General features: G+C 60.7%; 17 protein-coding genes. 10 read left to right on the top strand and 7 right to left on the bottom strand.

Annotation, left to right across the window (positions count from 1 at the left end; all coding sequences use genetic code 11):
- From glcF to B9Z45_RS03860, 3 genes are read left to right on the top strand one after another with little or no spacing between them, the layout of a single operon-like run.
- The gene (gene glcF, locus B9Z45_RS03870; protein WP_108405920.1) at nucleotides 1-1,248 is read left to right on the top strand and encodes a glycolate oxidase subunit GlcF; all 1,248 of its coding nucleotides are present in this window, start codon (nucleotides 1-3) and stop codon (nucleotides 1,246-1,248) included.
- Between the two features lie 42 nt (nucleotides 1,249-1,290).
- The gene (locus B9Z45_RS03865; protein WP_108405919.1) at nucleotides 1,291-1,635 is read left to right on the top strand and encodes a hypothetical protein; all 345 of its coding nucleotides are present in this window, start codon (nucleotides 1,291-1,293) and stop codon (nucleotides 1,633-1,635) included.
- A complete protein-coding gene (locus B9Z45_RS03860) occupies nucleotides 1,632-2,858 on the top strand; it encodes a type II toxin-antitoxin system HipA family toxin (RefSeq protein WP_233252064.1) in 1,227 nt (408 codons plus the stop codon). The genes B9Z45_RS03865 and B9Z45_RS03860 overlap by 4 nt, the downstream gene beginning before the upstream one ends.
- Before the next feature lie 115 nt (nucleotides 2,859-2,973).
- Here the strand turns inward: B9Z45_RS03860 and B9Z45_RS03855 are convergent, their stop codons facing one another.
- Nucleotides 2,974-3,222, bottom strand: coding sequence for a DUF1272 domain-containing protein (locus tag B9Z45_RS03855; RefSeq protein ID WP_108405917.1), 249 nt, complete (start codon nucleotides 3,220-3,222; stop codon nucleotides 2,974-2,976).
- A 243-nt stretch (nucleotides 3,223-3,465) separates the two neighbouring features.
- Here B9Z45_RS03855 and B9Z45_RS03845 point away from each other — a divergent pair, with 243 nt between their 5' ends.
- A complete protein-coding gene (locus B9Z45_RS03845) occupies nucleotides 3,466-3,852 on the top strand; it encodes a hypothetical protein (RefSeq protein ID WP_233252063.1) in 387 nt (128 codons plus the stop codon).
- A gap of 101 nt (nucleotides 3,853-3,953) precedes the next feature.
- On the opposite strand, the gene B9Z45_RS03840 is transcribed toward B9Z45_RS03845, so the two are convergent.
- From B9Z45_RS03840 to B9Z45_RS03830, 3 genes are read right to left on the bottom strand one after another with little or no spacing between them, the layout of a single operon-like run.
- Nucleotides 3,954-4,439 carry a glutathione peroxidase gene (locus B9Z45_RS03840; RefSeq protein WP_108406010.1) on the bottom strand — a complete coding sequence of 162 codons (486 nt, stop codon included), beginning with the start codon at nucleotides 4,437-4,439 and terminating at the stop codon, nucleotides 3,954-3,956.
- A gap of 56 nt (nucleotides 4,440-4,495) precedes the next feature.
- Nucleotides 4,496-5,392 carry a DMT family transporter gene (locus B9Z45_RS03835; RefSeq protein ID WP_108405915.1) on the bottom strand — a complete coding sequence of 299 codons (897 nt, stop codon included), beginning with the start codon at nucleotides 5,390-5,392 and terminating at the stop codon, nucleotides 4,496-4,498.
- 11 nt (nucleotides 5,393-5,403) lie between these two features.
- Nucleotides 5,404-6,039, bottom strand: coding sequence for a DedA family protein (locus tag B9Z45_RS03830; RefSeq protein WP_108405914.1), 636 nt, complete (start codon nucleotides 6,037-6,039; stop codon nucleotides 5,404-5,406).
- 261 nt (nucleotides 6,040-6,300) lie between these two features.
- Here B9Z45_RS03830 and B9Z45_RS03825 point away from each other — a divergent pair, with 261 nt between their 5' ends.
- From B9Z45_RS03825 to B9Z45_RS03815, 3 genes are all read left to right on the top strand, one after another.
- Nucleotides 6,301-6,579: a hypothetical protein gene (locus B9Z45_RS03825; RefSeq protein WP_370445802.1), complete on the top strand. Its 279-nt coding sequence runs from the start codon at nucleotides 6,301-6,303 to the stop codon at nucleotides 6,577-6,579.
- A gap of 93 nt (nucleotides 6,580-6,672) precedes the next feature.
- Entirely contained in the window at nucleotides 6,673-7,770 is a 1,098-nt protein-coding gene (gene alr / locus B9Z45_RS03820; RefSeq protein ID WP_108406009.1) for an alanine racemase, read from the top strand.
- A gap of 88 nt (nucleotides 7,771-7,858) precedes the next feature.
- Nucleotides 7,859-8,782 carry a DMT family transporter gene (locus B9Z45_RS03815; RefSeq protein WP_108405913.1) on the top strand — a complete coding sequence of 308 codons (924 nt, stop codon included), beginning with the start codon at nucleotides 7,859-7,861 and terminating at the stop codon, nucleotides 8,780-8,782.
- 7 nt (nucleotides 8,783-8,789) lie between these two features.
- Here the strand turns inward: B9Z45_RS03815 and B9Z45_RS03810 are convergent, their stop codons facing one another.
- The 3 genes from B9Z45_RS03810 to B9Z45_RS03800 form a co-directional block, all read right to left on the bottom strand.
- Nucleotides 8,790-9,548, bottom strand: coding sequence for a TSUP family transporter (locus B9Z45_RS03810; protein ID WP_108405912.1), 759 nt, complete (start codon nucleotides 9,546-9,548; stop codon nucleotides 8,790-8,792).
- Between the two features lie 212 nt (nucleotides 9,549-9,760).
- A complete protein-coding gene (locus B9Z45_RS03805; RefSeq protein WP_108405911.1) occupies nucleotides 9,761-11,551 on the bottom strand; it encodes a GMC family oxidoreductase in 1,791 nt (596 codons plus the stop codon).
- Nucleotides 11,552-11,739: 188 nt separating this feature from the next.
- Entirely contained in the window at nucleotides 11,740-13,251 is a 1,512-nt protein-coding gene (locus tag B9Z45_RS03800; protein ID WP_108406008.1) for a CoA-acylating methylmalonate-semialdehyde dehydrogenase, read from the bottom strand.
- A 149-nt stretch (nucleotides 13,252-13,400) separates the two neighbouring features.
- Between B9Z45_RS03800 and B9Z45_RS03795 the strand changes: the two genes are divergently transcribed.
- From B9Z45_RS03795 to B9Z45_RS03785, 3 genes are all read left to right on the top strand, one after another.
- The gene (locus B9Z45_RS03795) at nucleotides 13,401-14,345 is read left to right on the top strand and encodes a LysR family transcriptional regulator (RefSeq protein ID WP_108405910.1); all 945 of its coding nucleotides are present in this window, start codon (nucleotides 13,401-13,403) and stop codon (nucleotides 14,343-14,345) included.
- A gap of 147 nt (nucleotides 14,346-14,492) precedes the next feature.
- A complete protein-coding gene (locus B9Z45_RS03790) occupies nucleotides 14,493-14,942 on the top strand; it encodes an ATP-binding protein (RefSeq protein ID WP_108405909.1) in 450 nt (149 codons plus the stop codon).
- The gene (locus B9Z45_RS03785; RefSeq protein ID WP_158270373.1) at nucleotides 14,939-15,319 is read left to right on the top strand and encodes a response regulator; all 381 of its coding nucleotides are present in this window, start codon (nucleotides 14,939-14,941) and stop codon (nucleotides 15,317-15,319) included. The genes B9Z45_RS03790 and B9Z45_RS03785 overlap by 4 nt, the downstream gene beginning before the upstream one ends.
- The last annotated feature ends 459 nt before the right edge of the window (nucleotides 15,320-15,778 follow it).

Genomic DNA, 15,778 nt, shown 5'->3' with positions numbered 1-15,778 from the left:
ATGCAAACCAAGCTCGCCCCCGAATACCAGAACACCCCTGAAGGCCTCGAAGCCGAAGCCATCTTGCGCAAGTGTGTGCACTGCGGCTTTTGCACAGCCACCTGCCCAACGTACCAACTGTTAGGCGATGAGCTTGATGGCCCGCGTGGCCGTATTTACTTGATGAAGCAGGTGCTTGAAGGCGAAACGCCCACCCGCAAAACCCAGATGCACCTGGACCGGTGCCTCACCTGCCGCAACTGCGAGAGCACATGCCCGAGCGGCGTGCAGTACGGCCACCTGGTCGACATCGGCCGCAAACTGGTCGACGCCAAGGTCGAGCGCCCTGCAAGTGAAAAACTGTTGCGCTGGGCCCTCAAGGAAGGCCTGCCTTCGCCCCTGTTTGCGCCCGCCATGAAGGTGGGTCAGATGGTGCGCGGTTTGTTGCCAGCCAGCCTGAAGGCCAAGGTGCCTGCGCCTCAAAACGCGGGTGCCTGGCCCACCGCGCAGCATGCCCGCAAGGTGCTGATGCTGGCGGGTTGCGTGCAGCCCGCCATGAGCCCCAACATCAACACCGCCACCGCGCGTGTGCTGGACGCTTGTGGCATCCAGACCGTGACCGCGCCCAAAGCCGGTTGCTGCGGTGCGCTCAAGTTTCACCTGAACGACCATGAAGGTGGCAAGGACCATATGCGCGCCAACATCGACGCCTGGTGGCCGCTGGTGCAAAGTGGCGAAGTCGAGACGATTGTGATGAATGCCTCAGGCTGTGGGGTGATGGTCAAAGACTACGGCCACGCGCTGAAAGACGACCCGGCCTATGCCGACAAAGCCGCCCGCATCGGCGCCTTGACCCGCGACCTGAGTGAGCTGCTGCCCGAGCTGGTGCCGCTGCTCCAACCCAAACTCAAGCCCCAAGCCCTGCAAGCCGCAGGCCTTCAGGCCTACCACCCGCCCTGCACGCTGCAACACGGCCAGCAGCTCAAGGGGGGAATCGAAAAGCATTTGGGCGATCTGGGCTTTCAGATCAAGGTCACTGCCAACGAGTCGCATTTGTGCTGCGGCTCGGCCGGCACTTACAGCGTGCTCAACCCGGCGCTGTCCAAACAGTTGCGTGACCGCAAGCTGGGCCACCTGAACGCTCTGGAGCCTCAGGGTGTTTTAAGCGCCAACATCGGCTGCATCACCCATCTGCAAAGTGGCAGCGGCCTGCCCGTGCGGCATTGGGTGGAGTTGTTGGATGAGGCGATCAGCACTTCAGCTGGCTAACGCAAAAAGACACAAAATTTATCGTATGTTAAAGTTTGTGTTATGCCGAAGCCGTCTCTTGCCGCATACCAACTGCCTGCCTCAGCCGCCAAAGCGCTGAGGGATTTGGGCGAAAACCTGGCGCTGGCCCGTCAGCGCCGCAAGGAAAGTCTGCGCGCTTGGGCCAGCCGCATGGCGGTGTCGGTGCCCACACTCATCCGCATGGAAAAAGGCGACCCCTCGGTCGGCATGGGCGTGTACGCCACAGCGCTGTGGCTCATGGGCCGGCACGCGGCCTTGCCCGAAGTGGCAGTCCCCGCGCAAGACCTGAACGCGCTGGAGCAAGACATCGAGGCGGTGCGCCAACGCGGTAAACGCCTGTCGCGCAAACAGGAGCAAGCACTGTGAGCCATCCCTATCAAGTACAGGACAGCATGAGCCTGTGGTGGCTGGCCGACCCGGGTGCGCCTCAGCGCATCGGCACCTTGAGCCTGCAAGACCAGCGCCGCAAGGTGGCCTTGAGTTACGACCCCGCATGGATCGCTTCGCCCCAAGGCTTTGCTTTGAGCGAAGACCTGCCCTTGCAAATGGGCCTGATGCTGCCTGCCGAGCGCGACACGGCTGCCGGTGCGGTGGACGATGCCCGGCCCGACCAATGGGGCGAAAGGGTCATCCGATTGATAGAGCGGCCCGCCCGCTTGTCTTTGCTGGAATATTTGTACTTTGCAGGCGATGACAGGTTTGGTGCATTGGGCGTCTCCTTGCAAATGGAGGTGTATGTGCCTGCCCCCACTGCAGCCATACCTACATTTGACGGCCTGGCTGACATGCACCGTGCGGTTCAGCGCGTGATGGCGGGCGAAGCCGTTAACGAGCAGCAACGCCGCTTGCTGCAACCCGGGGTGTCCATGGGCGGTGCGAGGCCCAAGTCGCTGATGCAGATCGATGGCGCGTCTTGGGTCGTCAAGTTTTCTGAAGCGGGTGAGCTGGATTCGCCACTGATCGAACACGCCAGCATGCAGCTGGCCCGCCTTTGCGGCATTCAAACGGCAGACACCTTGGCGTTGCCTTTGCCACAAGGCCATACGGTGGCTGTACGGCGATTTGACCGCAACGGCACCCAGCGCTTGCATGTGCAATCGGCCCATGTGGCGCTGCGGGCCGCAGGCGAGGCCATGGGTTACCCCGAACTGGCGCAACTGATTCGCCGATTGGGGCGGCCCGATCAAGTGCGTGCACAACAGCAAGAGTTGTTCAGGCGCATGGTGTTCAATATCTTGATCGACAACACTGACGATCATGAAAAGAACCATGCACTGGTGCGTGGCGCTGATGGCTTTTATGCGCTGTCTCCTGCTTTCGATGTGCTGCCCGCTGCGCACGGCTTGGGCTATCAGCAAATGCGCGTGGGCGCCCTCGGTCACGAGGCCAGTATCGGGAATGCGCTGTCAGAGGCGCGTGCATTTGGGTTGACGGACGCTCAAGCTCGGCAGACCGTGGCCAAAATCGCCAGTCAGGTGGCGCAGTGGAAAGCGGTATTTAACAGTCTGAATGTGCGCGATGGGGACATTGACTTGTTGGCGCAATATCTGGATGGGGTGCATTTGCATGAGCAACGCCGACTTTGTTGATAGATGTGCCAATGACCACCGCTTCAACAGCCGCCTGAAATCCCGCGCCTAGCCCAAGCCGAATCGCGCAGGGTGATGACGCGGTAAATGGTGAGTGGGGTGGCCATCCCTGCGATCAAGCCAGTGGAGGACCGCCCTGCGGCTTGAACACCCGTTCTGTCGATGCAGGGTTGTTCAGCAGCTTGGCTGCAGGCCGAACCGGGCGACGCACCAGTTCACCGCCGCAATTAGGGCAGATGCCATGCAAGCGCGTGTCGGCGCATTCGGCGCAAAAGGTGCATTCAAAAGAGCAGATCCGTGCATTCGGTGCAGCAGGCGGCAGATCGCGGTTGCAGCATTCGCAATTGGGGCGAAGTTGGAGCATGGGGATTACCTGGTGAGCGTTTCAATGGCTGGACAGGCAAGTATCCACGGAACCGAAGCGTGCAAAGCGATCGGCAAGGACCAGTTCGGTGCGCGTGGTGTTCAATCACCCTGCTGCGAGCTGAACAAAGTCCTTTTGCCCATCTGGCAAGACCTGCGTCAGGCCGCACCGAAATGCCCGCAGGGGTAGTATTGAAAACGGATGGTAGACGGCGCATGTAAAGCGCAAAGAAAGGACAAGACGATGGCGATACCTTGGCTGATGGCGCTCAAAGTGATTCCATGGGGCGATGTGATCGAACACGCTCCCACGGTGCTCAGGGCCGCGCGCAAGTTGATGGACCGACAGTCCTCTCAGCCACCCGGTCAAGCAGGAACCCCCGCCACGCAAACGCCGGTAAGCCAGGTGCCGAGCCTGGGTGAACTCAAAAATGCCCTGATCGCCGCGCAAGGCCAGATCGACCTCCAAGCCCAAACCCAGCGCGAGCTGACCGAAACTCTGGCCGAGTTGGCTGAACAAAATGCCCGGCTGGTCAGCGCCGTCGATGTGCTGCAGTTGCGCACCAGGCTTCTGATGTGGGGTGCTGCGGCCATGTTGGTGTGGCTGGTGGTGCTGACTTGGTGGGCCTGAGCCGAGGGAGCTGAGCGGGCGTGCGGTCTACACAGACCCGTTGGGAATTCTTTCAGGACATTGTCCAGGGGCTGACCCAGTCGCCTGCTGTCAAACCACCATCAAGTTGCCGCCAGCGCCGCCTCAATGTCCTTGGCCATCTTTTCTGGTGCGTCCTGCGGCGCATAGCGTTTGATCACCCGTCCATCGCGGCCGACCAAAAATTTGGTGAAGTTCCACTTGATGGCTTTGCTGCCCAGAATGCCTGGGGCTTCTGCCGTGAGCCATTGGTACAGCGGGTGGGCGTGTTCGCCGTTGACCTTGACCTTGCTCATCATCTGAAAGCTCACGCCGTAGTTTTTCTGACAAAAGTTGGCAATTTGGGCATCGTCGCCCGGGTCCTGGCTGGCGAATTGGTTGCAGGGAAAGCCCAGAACTGCCAGACCGTTGTCGCCGTAGCTTTTGTGCAGCTTTTCCAAACCGCCAAACTGGGGCGTGAAGCCGCAGGCACTGGCGGTGTTGACGATCAGCATCACCTGACCTTTGAATCGGGACAAGGCCACGGGCTGGTTGTCGATGCCAAGGGCTTCTAGGTCATACAGGCTCATGGGGTGCTTTCCGGGGTTGTGGTGTCTGGTTGGCATCATGCCAGTGTGGTGGCCGATCAGTCGGTTTTGTGGTCCGGACCGACCACCGACAGCAAGGCCGCCAGCAAGATCAGCGAGCCACCCAGCAGGGTGCGGCTTTCCCACTCCGATGCGCCCAGCAGGACAGAGGACACACTGGCAAACAGCACCTCGGACAGCATGACCAGGGCTGTGGTGTGGGCCGCCAGGCGGGCCGCGCCGTATTGCAGCGCCAGGTTGCCAAACAAAAAGGAGATGCCGAGCAAGGCCACCAGTGGCAACCAGGCCCAGGTGGGCGCCTGGCCAGCGGCCACAACGCCGGTTGCCAGCCCGGCCATGGCGGCCAATGTCGCCATGACCGCCCCGCCACCAAACATGGCCAGCGTGCGCGATGAACTGGGGGTGTCTTTGAGCTTGAGCAGCAAAGCGTTGGTGATGGCAAAGGTCAGGCCACCCATGAGGGCCAGCACATCGGCCAGGCTTTCGGGCATGGGCCAGGGCGTCTCGGGGGTTTTGAGCACGATGAACAAGCCCGTGATTGCCATGACCAGGCGCAGCAGCGCCATTTGGCTCGGTTTTTCACCCAGTAGCCACCAGGCCACCAGCACCGACCAGGCGGGCATCAAATAAAACAGCAGCACCACGCGCACCACATCGCCCACCGTGACGGCCCAGTTGAAGCCCACATTGGTCAGGCCCGAGGCCAGCAGCAACAGCCACAGCCCGGGGTGGCCCCGCCAGCTCAGCAACTGCCCGCTGCGCCAAAGCCACAAGGCGATGGACACGAACACAAAGGCGTAGACCAAAGCTGTGGCCCACAGCGGGTGCAGGCCTTGGGCTTCGAGTTGTTTGAACGGCCACCAGCACACGCCCCAGACAAAGGCGTTCAGCAGCAGTCCGGCAACAGCCAGACTTTTGGGGGATGACGGGCCCATGAAAGAGGGTGTCAGGACGGATCGCCTGGTGCGTCAGAGGCTTTGCCGCTTTGGCGCTTGCGCCACCAGCGCCAGCCCAGCCAGACCACGCCCAGTCCCAGCAGGGCAAAAATGCCGTGCTGAAACTGACGCAGCACCGCGAACATCCAATCCCAGTTTTGCGCACCAAAGTAACCCAGGTACACCCAGATCGGCACGCTGATCAGGGCGGCAAAGCCGTCCATCAAGAACCAGGTGGCAAAACTCACACGGTGGCTCATGCCTGCCGAAAAGAAGACCGGGGTGCGCAGGCCGGGCAAAAAGCGGGCCACGAACATGACCCATTTGCCGTATTTATGAAAGGCATCTTGTGCGCTGGCAAAGCGCTCGGGGGTCAGGATTTTGCGAAAACCGGGCAATTTGGAAATGCGCTGGCCGTAGAGCCGGCCCAGCGTGAACATCAACCCATCGCCAATCAAGACGCCCGCCATGCCCACGGCAAACATGGTGTGCACATCGGCGTGGCCCAGCCCTGCGATCACGCCGCCCGTGACGAGGGTCACGTCTTCGGGAATAGGCACGCCAAAACCACAAACCAAGAGCATCACGAACACAGCCAAATAGCCGTATTCGGTGAAGATGGGCATCAAAAACTGAAAAACTTCCATGGATTACAGGGTTCAGCCAGCGCCTGAAGGGTTCAGGCGGAATGCGCGGGGTTGACAAGCAACGGATCAGTGTAAAGCATTTATATGGCCCTTCCCGGGTGAGGTCTGGCGGGGTTTCCCCCTGTAGTTCTGGGTCTGAGCAGGGTCTTTTTTCCAGTCTGGACACAGGTCGACTGACTTGTTTTCGTCATGGCGGCGTCACGGGCGCTTCATGGCTGGTTTTTAAGATCAGTTCAACTTAAACCCGAGCAGGACCTTGCCATGAACGCCTTATTCCCCCGCCACCTGAACACCGCTGTCGCCACGATGTTGCTGGTCACGGCCTCTGCATGGGCGGTGCCCGCCGCCGCGCAAACCGCGTTCCCAGCCATCTTGGCCGGACACGCCGTGTTGCCTGCCTTGAGCACGGTCCCCGCACACCCAGATGCCCCGTCGGATTTGCAGGTCAGCGGCAAATTCACGACCGGCCAGCGTGCCGACAAGATCGGCCACATCGACCTCGTGTTGCTGGAAGTGGGCGATTTTTTGAAAGCCCACTGATCGGGGGGCAGGCCGTGGGGTCTGTCCGGAGTTCATGCTTTTGGGGGCCGATGAAGCTGGCATACTTCAATGGCCCTTTTGGCCCTCTTTTCCATGCCCCGCCCGATACAAGCCACCATTCACACACAAGCCCTGCACCACAACTTGGCCCGTGCCCGTCAAGCGGCACCCGACGCTCAGGCCTGGGCGGTGGTCAAGGCCAATGCCTACGGGCACGGTATTGAGCGGGCGTTTGAAGGACTGCGTGGTGCCGATGGTTTTGCCCTGCTGGACCTGGCCGAGGCGGAGCGGGTGCGCGCGCTGAGCTGGCGTGGACCGATCTTGTTGCTCGAAGGCGCCTTTGAGGCCCGCGACCTGGAGCTGTGCTCAAGGTTGCACCTGTGGCACACCGTGCATTGCGACGAACAGATCGACATGCTGGCGCTGCACAAGACGCACGAGCCGCACCGGGTGTTCCTCAAAATGAACTCGGGCATGAACCGCCTGGGTTTTGCGCCGCAGCGTTACCGCTCGGCCTGGACGCGGCTGAACGCCTTGCCACAGGTGGACGAGATTTCGCTGATGACCCATTTCAGCGATGCCGATGGCACCAAAGGCATTGCTGCACAAATGGCCCGATTTGAAGAAGCCACCCGTGACCTGCCCGGCGAACGATCCTTGAGCAACAGTGCAGCCACCTTGCGCCACGCTCAGGACGGCGCGGTCAAGGCCGACTGGATCCGCCCCGGCATCGCCGTGTACGGCAGCTCGCCTGACTTTCCGGAGCACAGCGCCGAACACTGGCAGTTGCAACCCGCCATGAGTCTGAACGCCAAAATCATCGCTGTGCAGCATCTGCAAGCAGGGGAGAGTGTGGGTTACGGGTCGAGTTTTGTGACCGATGCACCTGCCCGCATTGGTGTGGTGGCCTGCGGTTATGCCGATGGCTACCCGCGCATCTGCCCAACGGGCACACCCGTGCTGATCGATGGCACACGGGGCCGAACTGTGGGCCGCGTCAGCATGGACATGCTGACGGTGGACCTGACAGGCCTGCCCGACGCCGGGGTGGGCAGCAGCGTCACGCTGTGGGGGAAGGCTGCTAACGGTGCCGTGCTCAGCATCGACGAGGTGGCGCAGGCCGCAGGGACTGTGGGCTACGAGTTGATGTGTGCGCTGGCCCAACGAGTGCCTGTGGTGGTCGAAGACTGAAATGGCGAACGGTGCAAAAGGTATTTTTGCGCCAGCATGCTGCCCGTGTGACAAGCTGATGCGCCAGACGGGTCCAAAATAGTCCACCATGCCCCACAGCGCCCCGCTTCACCGATTTGACCAACGCGCCTTGGCCGTTGCCCTGGTTCTGGTCGTGATCTGGGGCGGCAATTTCACCTTGCAAAAGTATTTGTTCGGGTTGATTTCTCCGGGTGGATTTCTCTGGGCCCGCTACCTGATCATGCCGGTGTGCGCGCTTTTTCTCATGCGCTGGCGTTTTGGGCGTTGGTTGCCCCCATTGCCACGCAAGGACTGGCTGCACATGGCCTGGTTGGGTTTCATCGGCCACTCCTTGCATGTGGGGCTGGTCACTTACGGCATTCACTGGTCCACGGCCTTTTCGAGTTCGGTCATCCTGGCTTGCGGGCCGATTTTTACCCTGCTGATCCTGCGTGTACAGGGTCTTGAGCGGCTGAGCCTGCCGCAAATGGCCGGTGTTTCGCTGGCATTTGGCGGGGTCTTGATGTTCTTGTCCGACAAGTTGCTGGGCGGCAATTGGCAGGCTGGCGGCGGAGATCTGGTTTTGTTGGTTGCAGCGGGGCTCTTTTCTTATTACACCGTGGCGGTCAAACCCGTGATGGAGCGGCACGGCCCTGTGCTGACCATGGGCTATGCCACTTTGCTGGGCGGTTTGCCGGTGATGCTGTTGTCGTTGCCTGCAGGATTGAATGCGCCGTGGTCCGTGCTTGATTTCTGGGCCTGGGTGGGCTTGTTCTGGTCCATCATGGTGTCGGCCTTTGTCGGCTGGCTGGCCTGGGGCTGGATCAATACCGTGCGCGGCGTTGCCCGCTCGGCGCCGCTGATGTATTTGATGCCGCCGATGGCCGGCTTGTTTGCCTGGGCTTTGTCGGGCGAGCAATACACCTTGACCAAAATCGCTGGGGCAGGCGTCACCCTGCTGGGCGTGGCATTGGCGCAGTACGCCGGACAAATCAAGTGGCGTTTGCGTTGACGATTCTTCAGCGAAGCCAGGTGTCGTAAGCGGTTTTGCAGATCAAAGCCAGCACCACCAGCATGAACACTTGACGCACAAAGCCCGACCCGAGCTTGAGCGCCAGGCGGGTGCCGATCAGGCTGCCCACGATGTTGGACACGGCCATGGCCAGTGCCAGATGCCACCACACATGGCCTTGTATGGCGAACAGCACCAGCGCAGAAAAATTGGTGGCCACATTGATCAATTTGGCCGAGGCCGTGGCATTCAAGAAGTCATAGCCCAGCAGCCGCACATAGGCGAACACCAGAAAACTGCCGGTTCCCGGACCAAAAAAGCCATCGTAAAAACCGATCACCAACCCGATGCCTGCGGCAATCCAGGCCTCTTGCTTGCCGGCAAAACGTGGCGCATGGCTATGCCCCATGTCTTTTTTGACCAAGGTGTAGGCCAGCAACAAGGCCATCACGAAGGGCAAGGCCTTGCGAAACAAGGAAGGATCGACCAGCGTGACCGCCCAGGCCCCTACCAAAGAGCCCAGCAAGCCAGCCCCTGCTGCGGGCAGCAAAGAGCGCCAGGGCAAGACCACCTTGCGGCTGTATTGCACGGTGGCAAAAGCGGTGCCCCAGATCGAGGCACTTTTGTTGGTGCCAAACAAGGTGGCGGGAGGGGCGCCCGGGAAAGTGGCGAACAGTGCGGGCAGCAAGATCAGGCCGCCGCCGCCCACGATCGCGTCTACAAGCCCTGCCAGCAGCGAGGCCAGCGAAACAATCAGTAATTCCATGTGGGGGATTGTGGCATTGTGGCGTTAGCTGACAGGCAAAAAAAGCGCCGCTTGCGCGACGCTTGAAAAGTACACCTCGTTCGGATGTTGCTTGATGTTCGAGTTTTCTGGCTTGAGTTGTCTCCTCGGCCCTCGGGATGCAAGTATTACTTTGCATCGAGTGATGACAATGTAAGTGACCGGGAGGGTCATTGGGCTCAGGGATTTCCCGATTATCGGGAAATCCCTGAGCTGGTTTGTCGCAGAGCAAAGTGCTGCAAATGGCTTGAGGCGCTGGAGTTGCTCAAGCCGTGACGCGCGCAGTCTTCGGCGATCCATTGCGCGGCTTTTTCGGCAATCATCAGCGTCGGGCTGTTGGTGTTGCCGCTGGTGATGGTGGGCATCACGCCCGCATCGACCACGCGCAGGCCGGCCACGCCCCGCACTTGCAGGCGTGAATTCACCACCGCCATCGGGTCATCGTCACGCCCCATGCGGGTGGTGCCCACCGGGTGGAAGATGGTGCTGGCAATGTCACCGGCCAGTTTGGCCAGCTCCTCGTCACTTTGGTACTGCACCCCAGGCTTGAACTCTTCGGGTGCAAACGGCGCCATGGCCGCTTGCGCCATGATGCGGCGAGTAACCCGCAGGCTGTCGGCTGCCACCTTGCGGTCTTCGTCGGTGGCCAAGTAGTTGGGGGCAATGGCCGGGGACTGGTTGAAGTCCGGGCTTGTGATGTGCACCGTGCCACGGCTGGTCGGGTTCAGGTTGCACACGCTGGCCGTGATGGCCGGAAAACTGTGCAGCGGCTCGCCAAAGGCGTCCAGGCTCAGCGGCTGGACGTGGTACTCCAGATTGGCGTGGGCCTGCGATGGGTCGCTCTTGGTGAACGCGCCCAACTGGCTGGGGGCCATGCTCATGGGGCCAGTGCGCTTGAGCGCGTATTCCATGCCGATCAGGGCTTTGCCCCACCAGTTGTTGGCCAGGGTGTTGAGGGTTTTGGCCCCCTTGACTTTGTAGACCGAGCGAATTTGCAAATGGTCTTGCAAATTGGCGCCCACGCCCGGCAAGTCGTGGACAACAGCAACGCCTTTGTCCTTGAGCAAAGCCGCAGGCCCGATGCCAGAAAGCTGCAAAATTTGCGCCGAGCCGATGCTGCCTGCACTCAAGATCACTTCTTGCGTGGCTGTGACCTCGACCATCTCCACACCCGTCCAGACCCGCGCGCCAGTGCAGCGTTGCTCGCCATTGGCTTGGGTTTCCAAAGTCAACTGGCTCACTTGGGCCTTGTTCCACAGCTCAAAATTGGGGCGCGAATAACAGGTGGGGCGCAAAAAAGCCTTGGCCGTGTTCCAGCGCCAGCCATCGCGCTGGTTCACGTCAAAATAGGCCACGCCTTCGTTGTCGCCGCGGTTGAAATCGTCGGTGGCCGGAATGCCCGCCTGTTGAGCCGCTTGCGAAAACGCGTCCAGCACGTCCCAGCGCAGGCGTTGCTTTTCGATGCGCCATTCACCGCCGGTGTTGCGCCCGCGCAAGGTATGCAGGTAGCTGCCTTTGGGCAAATCGGTGGGCGCCAGCAGTTCAGACTTGGCCCCTTTGGCCCCATGAAATTCGTTGGCGCCGTTGTGATGGTCTTCGTGCAGCTTGAAGTAGGGCAGCGTTTGGTCCCAGCGCCATGCGTCGTCGCCCGTCAGCTGCGCCCATTGGTCATAGTCACGCGACTGCCCGCGCATGTAGATCATGCCGTTGATGCTGCTGCACCCGCCCAGCACCTTGCCACGCGGGTAGCGCAGGCTGCGGCCATTTAGACCTGCGGCAGGCTCGGTCTCGTACATCCAGTCGGTGCGCGGGTTGCCAATGCAATACAGGTAGCCCACGGGAATATGAATCCAGTGGTAATCGTCTTTTTTGCCCGCCTCGATCAGCAATACGCGTTTGCTGGCGTCGGCGCTCAAGCGATTGGCCAGCAGGCACCCCGCCGTGCCGCCGCCGATGATGATGTAGTCGAAGGTGTTTTCGTTCATGTGGTGACCGGTCTCTTTAAGTCGACGATTGTGCCTGCGTATCTGCTGAAACAATTCCGCTAACTCAGCGTCCGGGCTCCGTGCTGGCCCGGTTGGCCGATTTGCTGGCGCGAAGCGACTGATGAGGCCAAGCGGGACAGCCTGGAGCCCGGATGCGGCACCAAAGCTGTCCCCCTGATCAGCCACTTTTACTTGGCCGTGGGCATCACAAACTCGGCGCCTTTGCCAATGCTCTCGGGCCAGCGCTGCATGATGGATTTTTGTTTCGTGTAAAAACGCACACCCTCTTCGCCATAGGCGTGCATGTCGCCAAACAGCGAACGCTTCCAGCCGCCAAAGCCATGCCAGGCCATGGGTACCGGGATCGGCACGTTGATGCCCACCATGCCCACCTGAATGCGGCGAGAAAACTCGCGCGCCACGTTGCCATCACGCGTGAAGCAACTCACGCCGTTGCCAAACTCATGGTCATTGATGATCTGCACTGCGGTGCCAAAGTCGGGCACGCGCACGCAGGACAAAACCGGGCCAAAAATCTCTTCTTTGTAGATCTTCATGTCGGTGGTCACGTTGTCGAACAGCGTGCCGCCCAGCCAGAAACCCTGGTCACAACCGGCACCGGCTTTGGCGCCGTCAAACTCACGGCCATCGACCAGCAACTTGGCGCCTTCGGCCACGCCGATGTCGATGTAGCCCTTGATGCGCTGACGCGCCGCGTCGGTCACGATGGGGCCCATCTCGGCGGCCAGGTTTTCACCGTTCAGCACTTGCAGTGCCTTGGTGCGTTCGATCAGCTTTGGAATGATCTTGTCGGCCACATCGCCCACCAGAACGGCCACCGAAATGGCCATGCAACGCTCGCCGGCCGAGCCGTAACCGGCACCGATCAGCGCGTCCACGGTCTGGTCGATGTCGGCATCGGGCATGACGACCAGGTGGTTCTTGGCGCCACCCAGGGCTTGTACGCGCTTGCCGTGGTGGGCGCCGGTTTCATAGATGTAGTTGGCGATCGGGGTGGACCCGACAAAGCTGATGGCTTTAACGTCAGGGTGAACCAACAGGGCATCCACAGCTTCTTTGTCGCCCTGCACCACGTTGAACACGCCATCGGGCAAGCCGGCTTTTTTCAGCAACTCGGCCATGAACAGGGCGGGCGTTGGGTCGGTCGGACTGGGTTTCAAGATGAAGGTGTTGCCCGCCGCAATCGCCACCGGGAACATCCACATGGGCACCATCACGGGGAAGTTGAACGGCGTGATGCCCGCCACCACACCCAAGGGCTGGCGCAGGGTCCAGTTGTCGATGCCTGTCGACACCTGGTCGGTGAAGTCGCCTTTGAGCAGCTGCGGGATGCCAGTGGCAAATTCCACGATGTCGATGCCGCGCGAGACTTCGCCTTGCGCATCGGTGAACACCTTGCCGTGTTCGGCGGTGATCATGTGCGCCAGCTCGTCCTTGTGCAGGTTGAGCAGCTCTAAAAATTTGAACATCACCCGGGCGCGCCTCAAGGGCGGGGTGTCGGCCCAAGCGGGAAACGCCGCTTGCGCTGCGGCCACGGCCTTGGCCACTTCGGCGCTGTTGGCCAAAGCCACTTGGCCAGTCACGGCCCCGGTGGCCGGGTTGGTCACAGGCTGGCTGCGGCCCGATGCGCCTTGGGCGATCTGTCCGTTGATGTAATGACCGATGTTCGTGATGCTCATGTGTGGCTCCGTGGGTGGTGTGGGCACGCGCCATTGGGCGCAAAGGGTTCTGCCTCATGGCTGACCTGACGTGCAGTGTAGGCACCCCCGCCAGCCCCCGCAAGGGCCAAAGCCTGAACTGATTGTTCAAAATAGTGAACAATCTGGAGATGGAAGAGCAAAAAATCAGCGCCCTCTGGACGCATCTGCACTGGCTGAGCGTGCTGGCCCAGCAAGGCAGTTACACGGCAGCGGCTGCCCGGCTGGGCGTGAGCAAGGCCGCGATGAGCCAGCGCATCGCCGAGTTGGAGCGGGCAGCCAAAGTCACCCTGGTGCAGCGCACCACCCGCAGCGTTCGGCTGACCGAAGCCGGGCAAAGGCTGGTGGATGACACCCGCGCTGCGTTCGAGCAGATCGCGCAAAGCTTTGCCCAAGTGCGCGATCTGGCCGAGCAACCCAGTGGCTTGATCCGGGTGACCGCGCCCGTGGCCCTGGCCAGGCAGCAACTGGTGCCTTTGCTGGCCGATTTTCTGAAAGACTTTCCGCAGGTGCGCCTAGAGCTGGACATGTCTGACCGCCTGAGTGCGCTGGCCACCGAAGGCTACGACCTGGCCATTCGCCACACAGCCCGCCCGCCCGATACGCATGTGGCCTGGACGCTGTGTGACACCGAGTCGGTGCTGGTGGCCACCCGGGCCTACTTGCGCAAACAGGGCGAGCCGCAAACGCCCGCCGATCTGCAGGCGCACAACTGCCTGCACTACCCCCGCTCACACGACACCCCAGCCTGGGCATTCGAGCCGCGCCAGCCTTCAGACGTTGGTGAGCGCATCACTGTGCCGGTGACAGGCAACTTTGCAGCCAACAACAGCGAAGCCTTGCGCGAAGCCGCGCTAACGGGCGCGGGCATTGCCCTGATGCCAGACTTCAGCGCCCAGGCGGCCTTGCGGCAGGGCAAACTGGTGCGCGTGTTGCCGGGCTGGAAACCCGTGGGGGCGTTTGCCGAAACCATTTATGCCATTCGCCCCTATGCACCGCATGTGCCCCGGGCTGTGACGGCCCTGGTGGATCACTTAAGGAGTGGGCTGGCGGACGGGTTTGGGGAGAGTGGTTGATCGGATAGCCTATCTCGGGCATGGTACCCGGGCGCTCCATGGTGCCGTGTATTTAATAATTTTTTAAAAAATTAATAATAGTGAATTTCCCAAATTTAAAAGCACCAACGTATTGATTTTTAACGGTTTTAGCGAACGTGTCATGACGTGCCCGAATGGGTTGAAACTGACCGGCATCGCCTCACGCAAGTGCTGATGAACCTGCTGGGCAACGCCATCAAATTTACCCACCACGGTCAAATCAAGTTGAGTGTGCACAGGGGCCCAACAGGTGTGGTGTTTACAGTGCAAGACACGGGGATCGGTATCCCCGCCAGCCAGCAAGCGCTGATCTTTGAAACCTTTCACCAAGGCACGGCCCACACCCAAAGCCACTATGGTGGCAACGGCTTGGGCTTGTCGATCTCGCGGCGACTGGTGTCAATGCTGGGCGGCCAGATCAGTGTGAAAAGCCACGAAGGCCAAGGCACCACGTTTAGTTTCACCTTGTCGTTGCAACCAGTGCCCGCACTGGAGCCTGCAGACCGCGACAGCGTACGAGCCTTGCAGTCAACCTCACTACCACTGCATTTTTGGTGGTCGACGACCACTCAGTGAATCGATTCTTGTTGCGCCTGGTGCTGGAACGCTCATGGCCCCACTGCACCGTGTGCGAAGCTGAAGATGGGCAAAAAGCCGTGCAAGCCCTGCAAGAGATGCACCACGATCTGGTGTTCATGGACATGGTGATGCCGCACATGGACGGCATCGAAGCCACACAAGCATTGCGAGCTAGCCAAGACCCCAGGGTGGCCCGTACACCCGTTATCGGCTTGACTGCCAATGTGAACCAGCAAGATCTGGCACGGTTTGAATCATCGGGACTGAACGTGTTGATGCTCAAGCCCTTCGAGCCCGAAAAACTGTGCGAACAAATCGAGCAGCTGGTGTATGCGCAGGCTACTACTCTCCGCACGGACACAGCCCAGGCTTGAGCGGCACAGATCAGCACCCCCTGCCCTTTACATGGGTGTCCCCATGGCCCGCTCGTGCTCTGCCATGAGGAGCAGTCCCCGCATGGGGGACTTTCAGTGCATCTGCTTATTGTGACAAGCCAAAGACCATTTTCACGCGCATGGGAGACATCAGCTCAGTGGCTGCGCCGAGAGCTTGAATGTCAGCCTGCAAGCTTGGCGCGCTTACCCACTGGATGAGCCCCTGCCCCTAGGTGTTGCTGGATGCGCGGCAGGCGCGCACACGCGATATGGGCCAAGTGGTGGACTGCGCCGTGTTGGTGGCCTTAGCAGGCTGCTGAAATACTCCCATGTTTAGGTCCACGCCGAGCCCCTGAGAAACGTTAATTGTTGAGCAACTACACGGACACATGATGCGCGGCGCTGACACCTTCACCGAGAGCCTTTTCACGATGCGTCATTTGGACGATTCCTACCAGC

Origin of the sequence: Limnohabitans sp. 2KL-17 (genome assembly GCF_003063415.1) — a bacterium.
In the GTDB taxonomy this organism is placed as follows: Bacteria; Pseudomonadota; Gammaproteobacteria; order Burkholderiales; family Burkholderiaceae_C; genus Limnohabitans_A.
This window is presented reverse-complemented; position numbering and strand designations above follow the sequence as displayed.

Coding starts and splice junctions, on each gene's coding strand:
- glcF (WP_108405920.1), top strand. CDS start 1: ATGCAAACCAAGCTCGCCCCCGAATACCAGAACACCCCTGAAGGCCTC.
- B9Z45_RS03865 (WP_108405919.1), top strand. CDS start 1,291: ATGCCGAAGCCGTCTCTTGCCGCATACCAACTGCCTGCCTCAGCCGCC.
- B9Z45_RS03855 (WP_108405917.1), bottom strand. CDS start 3,222: ATGCTCCAACTTCGCCCCAATTGCGAATGCTGCAACCGCGATCTGCCG.
- B9Z45_RS03845 (WP_233252063.1), top strand. CDS start 3,466: ATGGCGATACCTTGGCTGATGGCGCTCAAAGTGATTCCATGGGGCGAT.
- B9Z45_RS03840 (WP_108406010.1), bottom strand. CDS start 4,439: ATGAGCCTGTATGACCTAGAAGCCCTTGGCATCGACAACCAGCCCGTG.
- B9Z45_RS03835 (WP_108405915.1), bottom strand. CDS start 5,392: ATGGGCCCGTCATCCCCCAAAAGTCTGGCTGTTGCCGGACTGCTGCTG.
- B9Z45_RS03830 (WP_108405914.1), bottom strand. CDS start 6,039: ATGGAAGTTTTTCAGTTTTTGATGCCCATCTTCACCGAATACGGCTAT.
- B9Z45_RS03825 (WP_370445802.1), top strand. CDS start 6,301: ATGAACGCCTTATTCCCCCGCCACCTGAACACCGCTGTCGCCACGATG.
- alr (WP_108406009.1), top strand. CDS start 6,673: ATGCCCCGCCCGATACAAGCCACCATTCACACACAAGCCCTGCACCAC.
- B9Z45_RS03815 (WP_108405913.1), top strand. CDS start 7,859: ATGCCCCACAGCGCCCCGCTTCACCGATTTGACCAACGCGCCTTGGCC.
- B9Z45_RS03810 (WP_108405912.1), bottom strand. CDS start 9,548: ATGGAATTACTGATTGTTTCGCTGGCCTCGCTGCTGGCAGGGCTTGTA.
- B9Z45_RS03805 (WP_108405911.1), bottom strand. CDS start 11,551: ATGAACGAAAACACCTTCGACTACATCATCATCGGCGGCGGCACGGCG.
- B9Z45_RS03800 (WP_108406008.1), bottom strand. CDS start 13,251: ATGAGCATCACGAACATCGGTCATTACATCAACGGACAGATCGCCCAA.
- B9Z45_RS03795 (WP_108405910.1), top strand. CDS start 13,401: ATGGAAGAGCAAAAAATCAGCGCCCTCTGGACGCATCTGCACTGGCTG.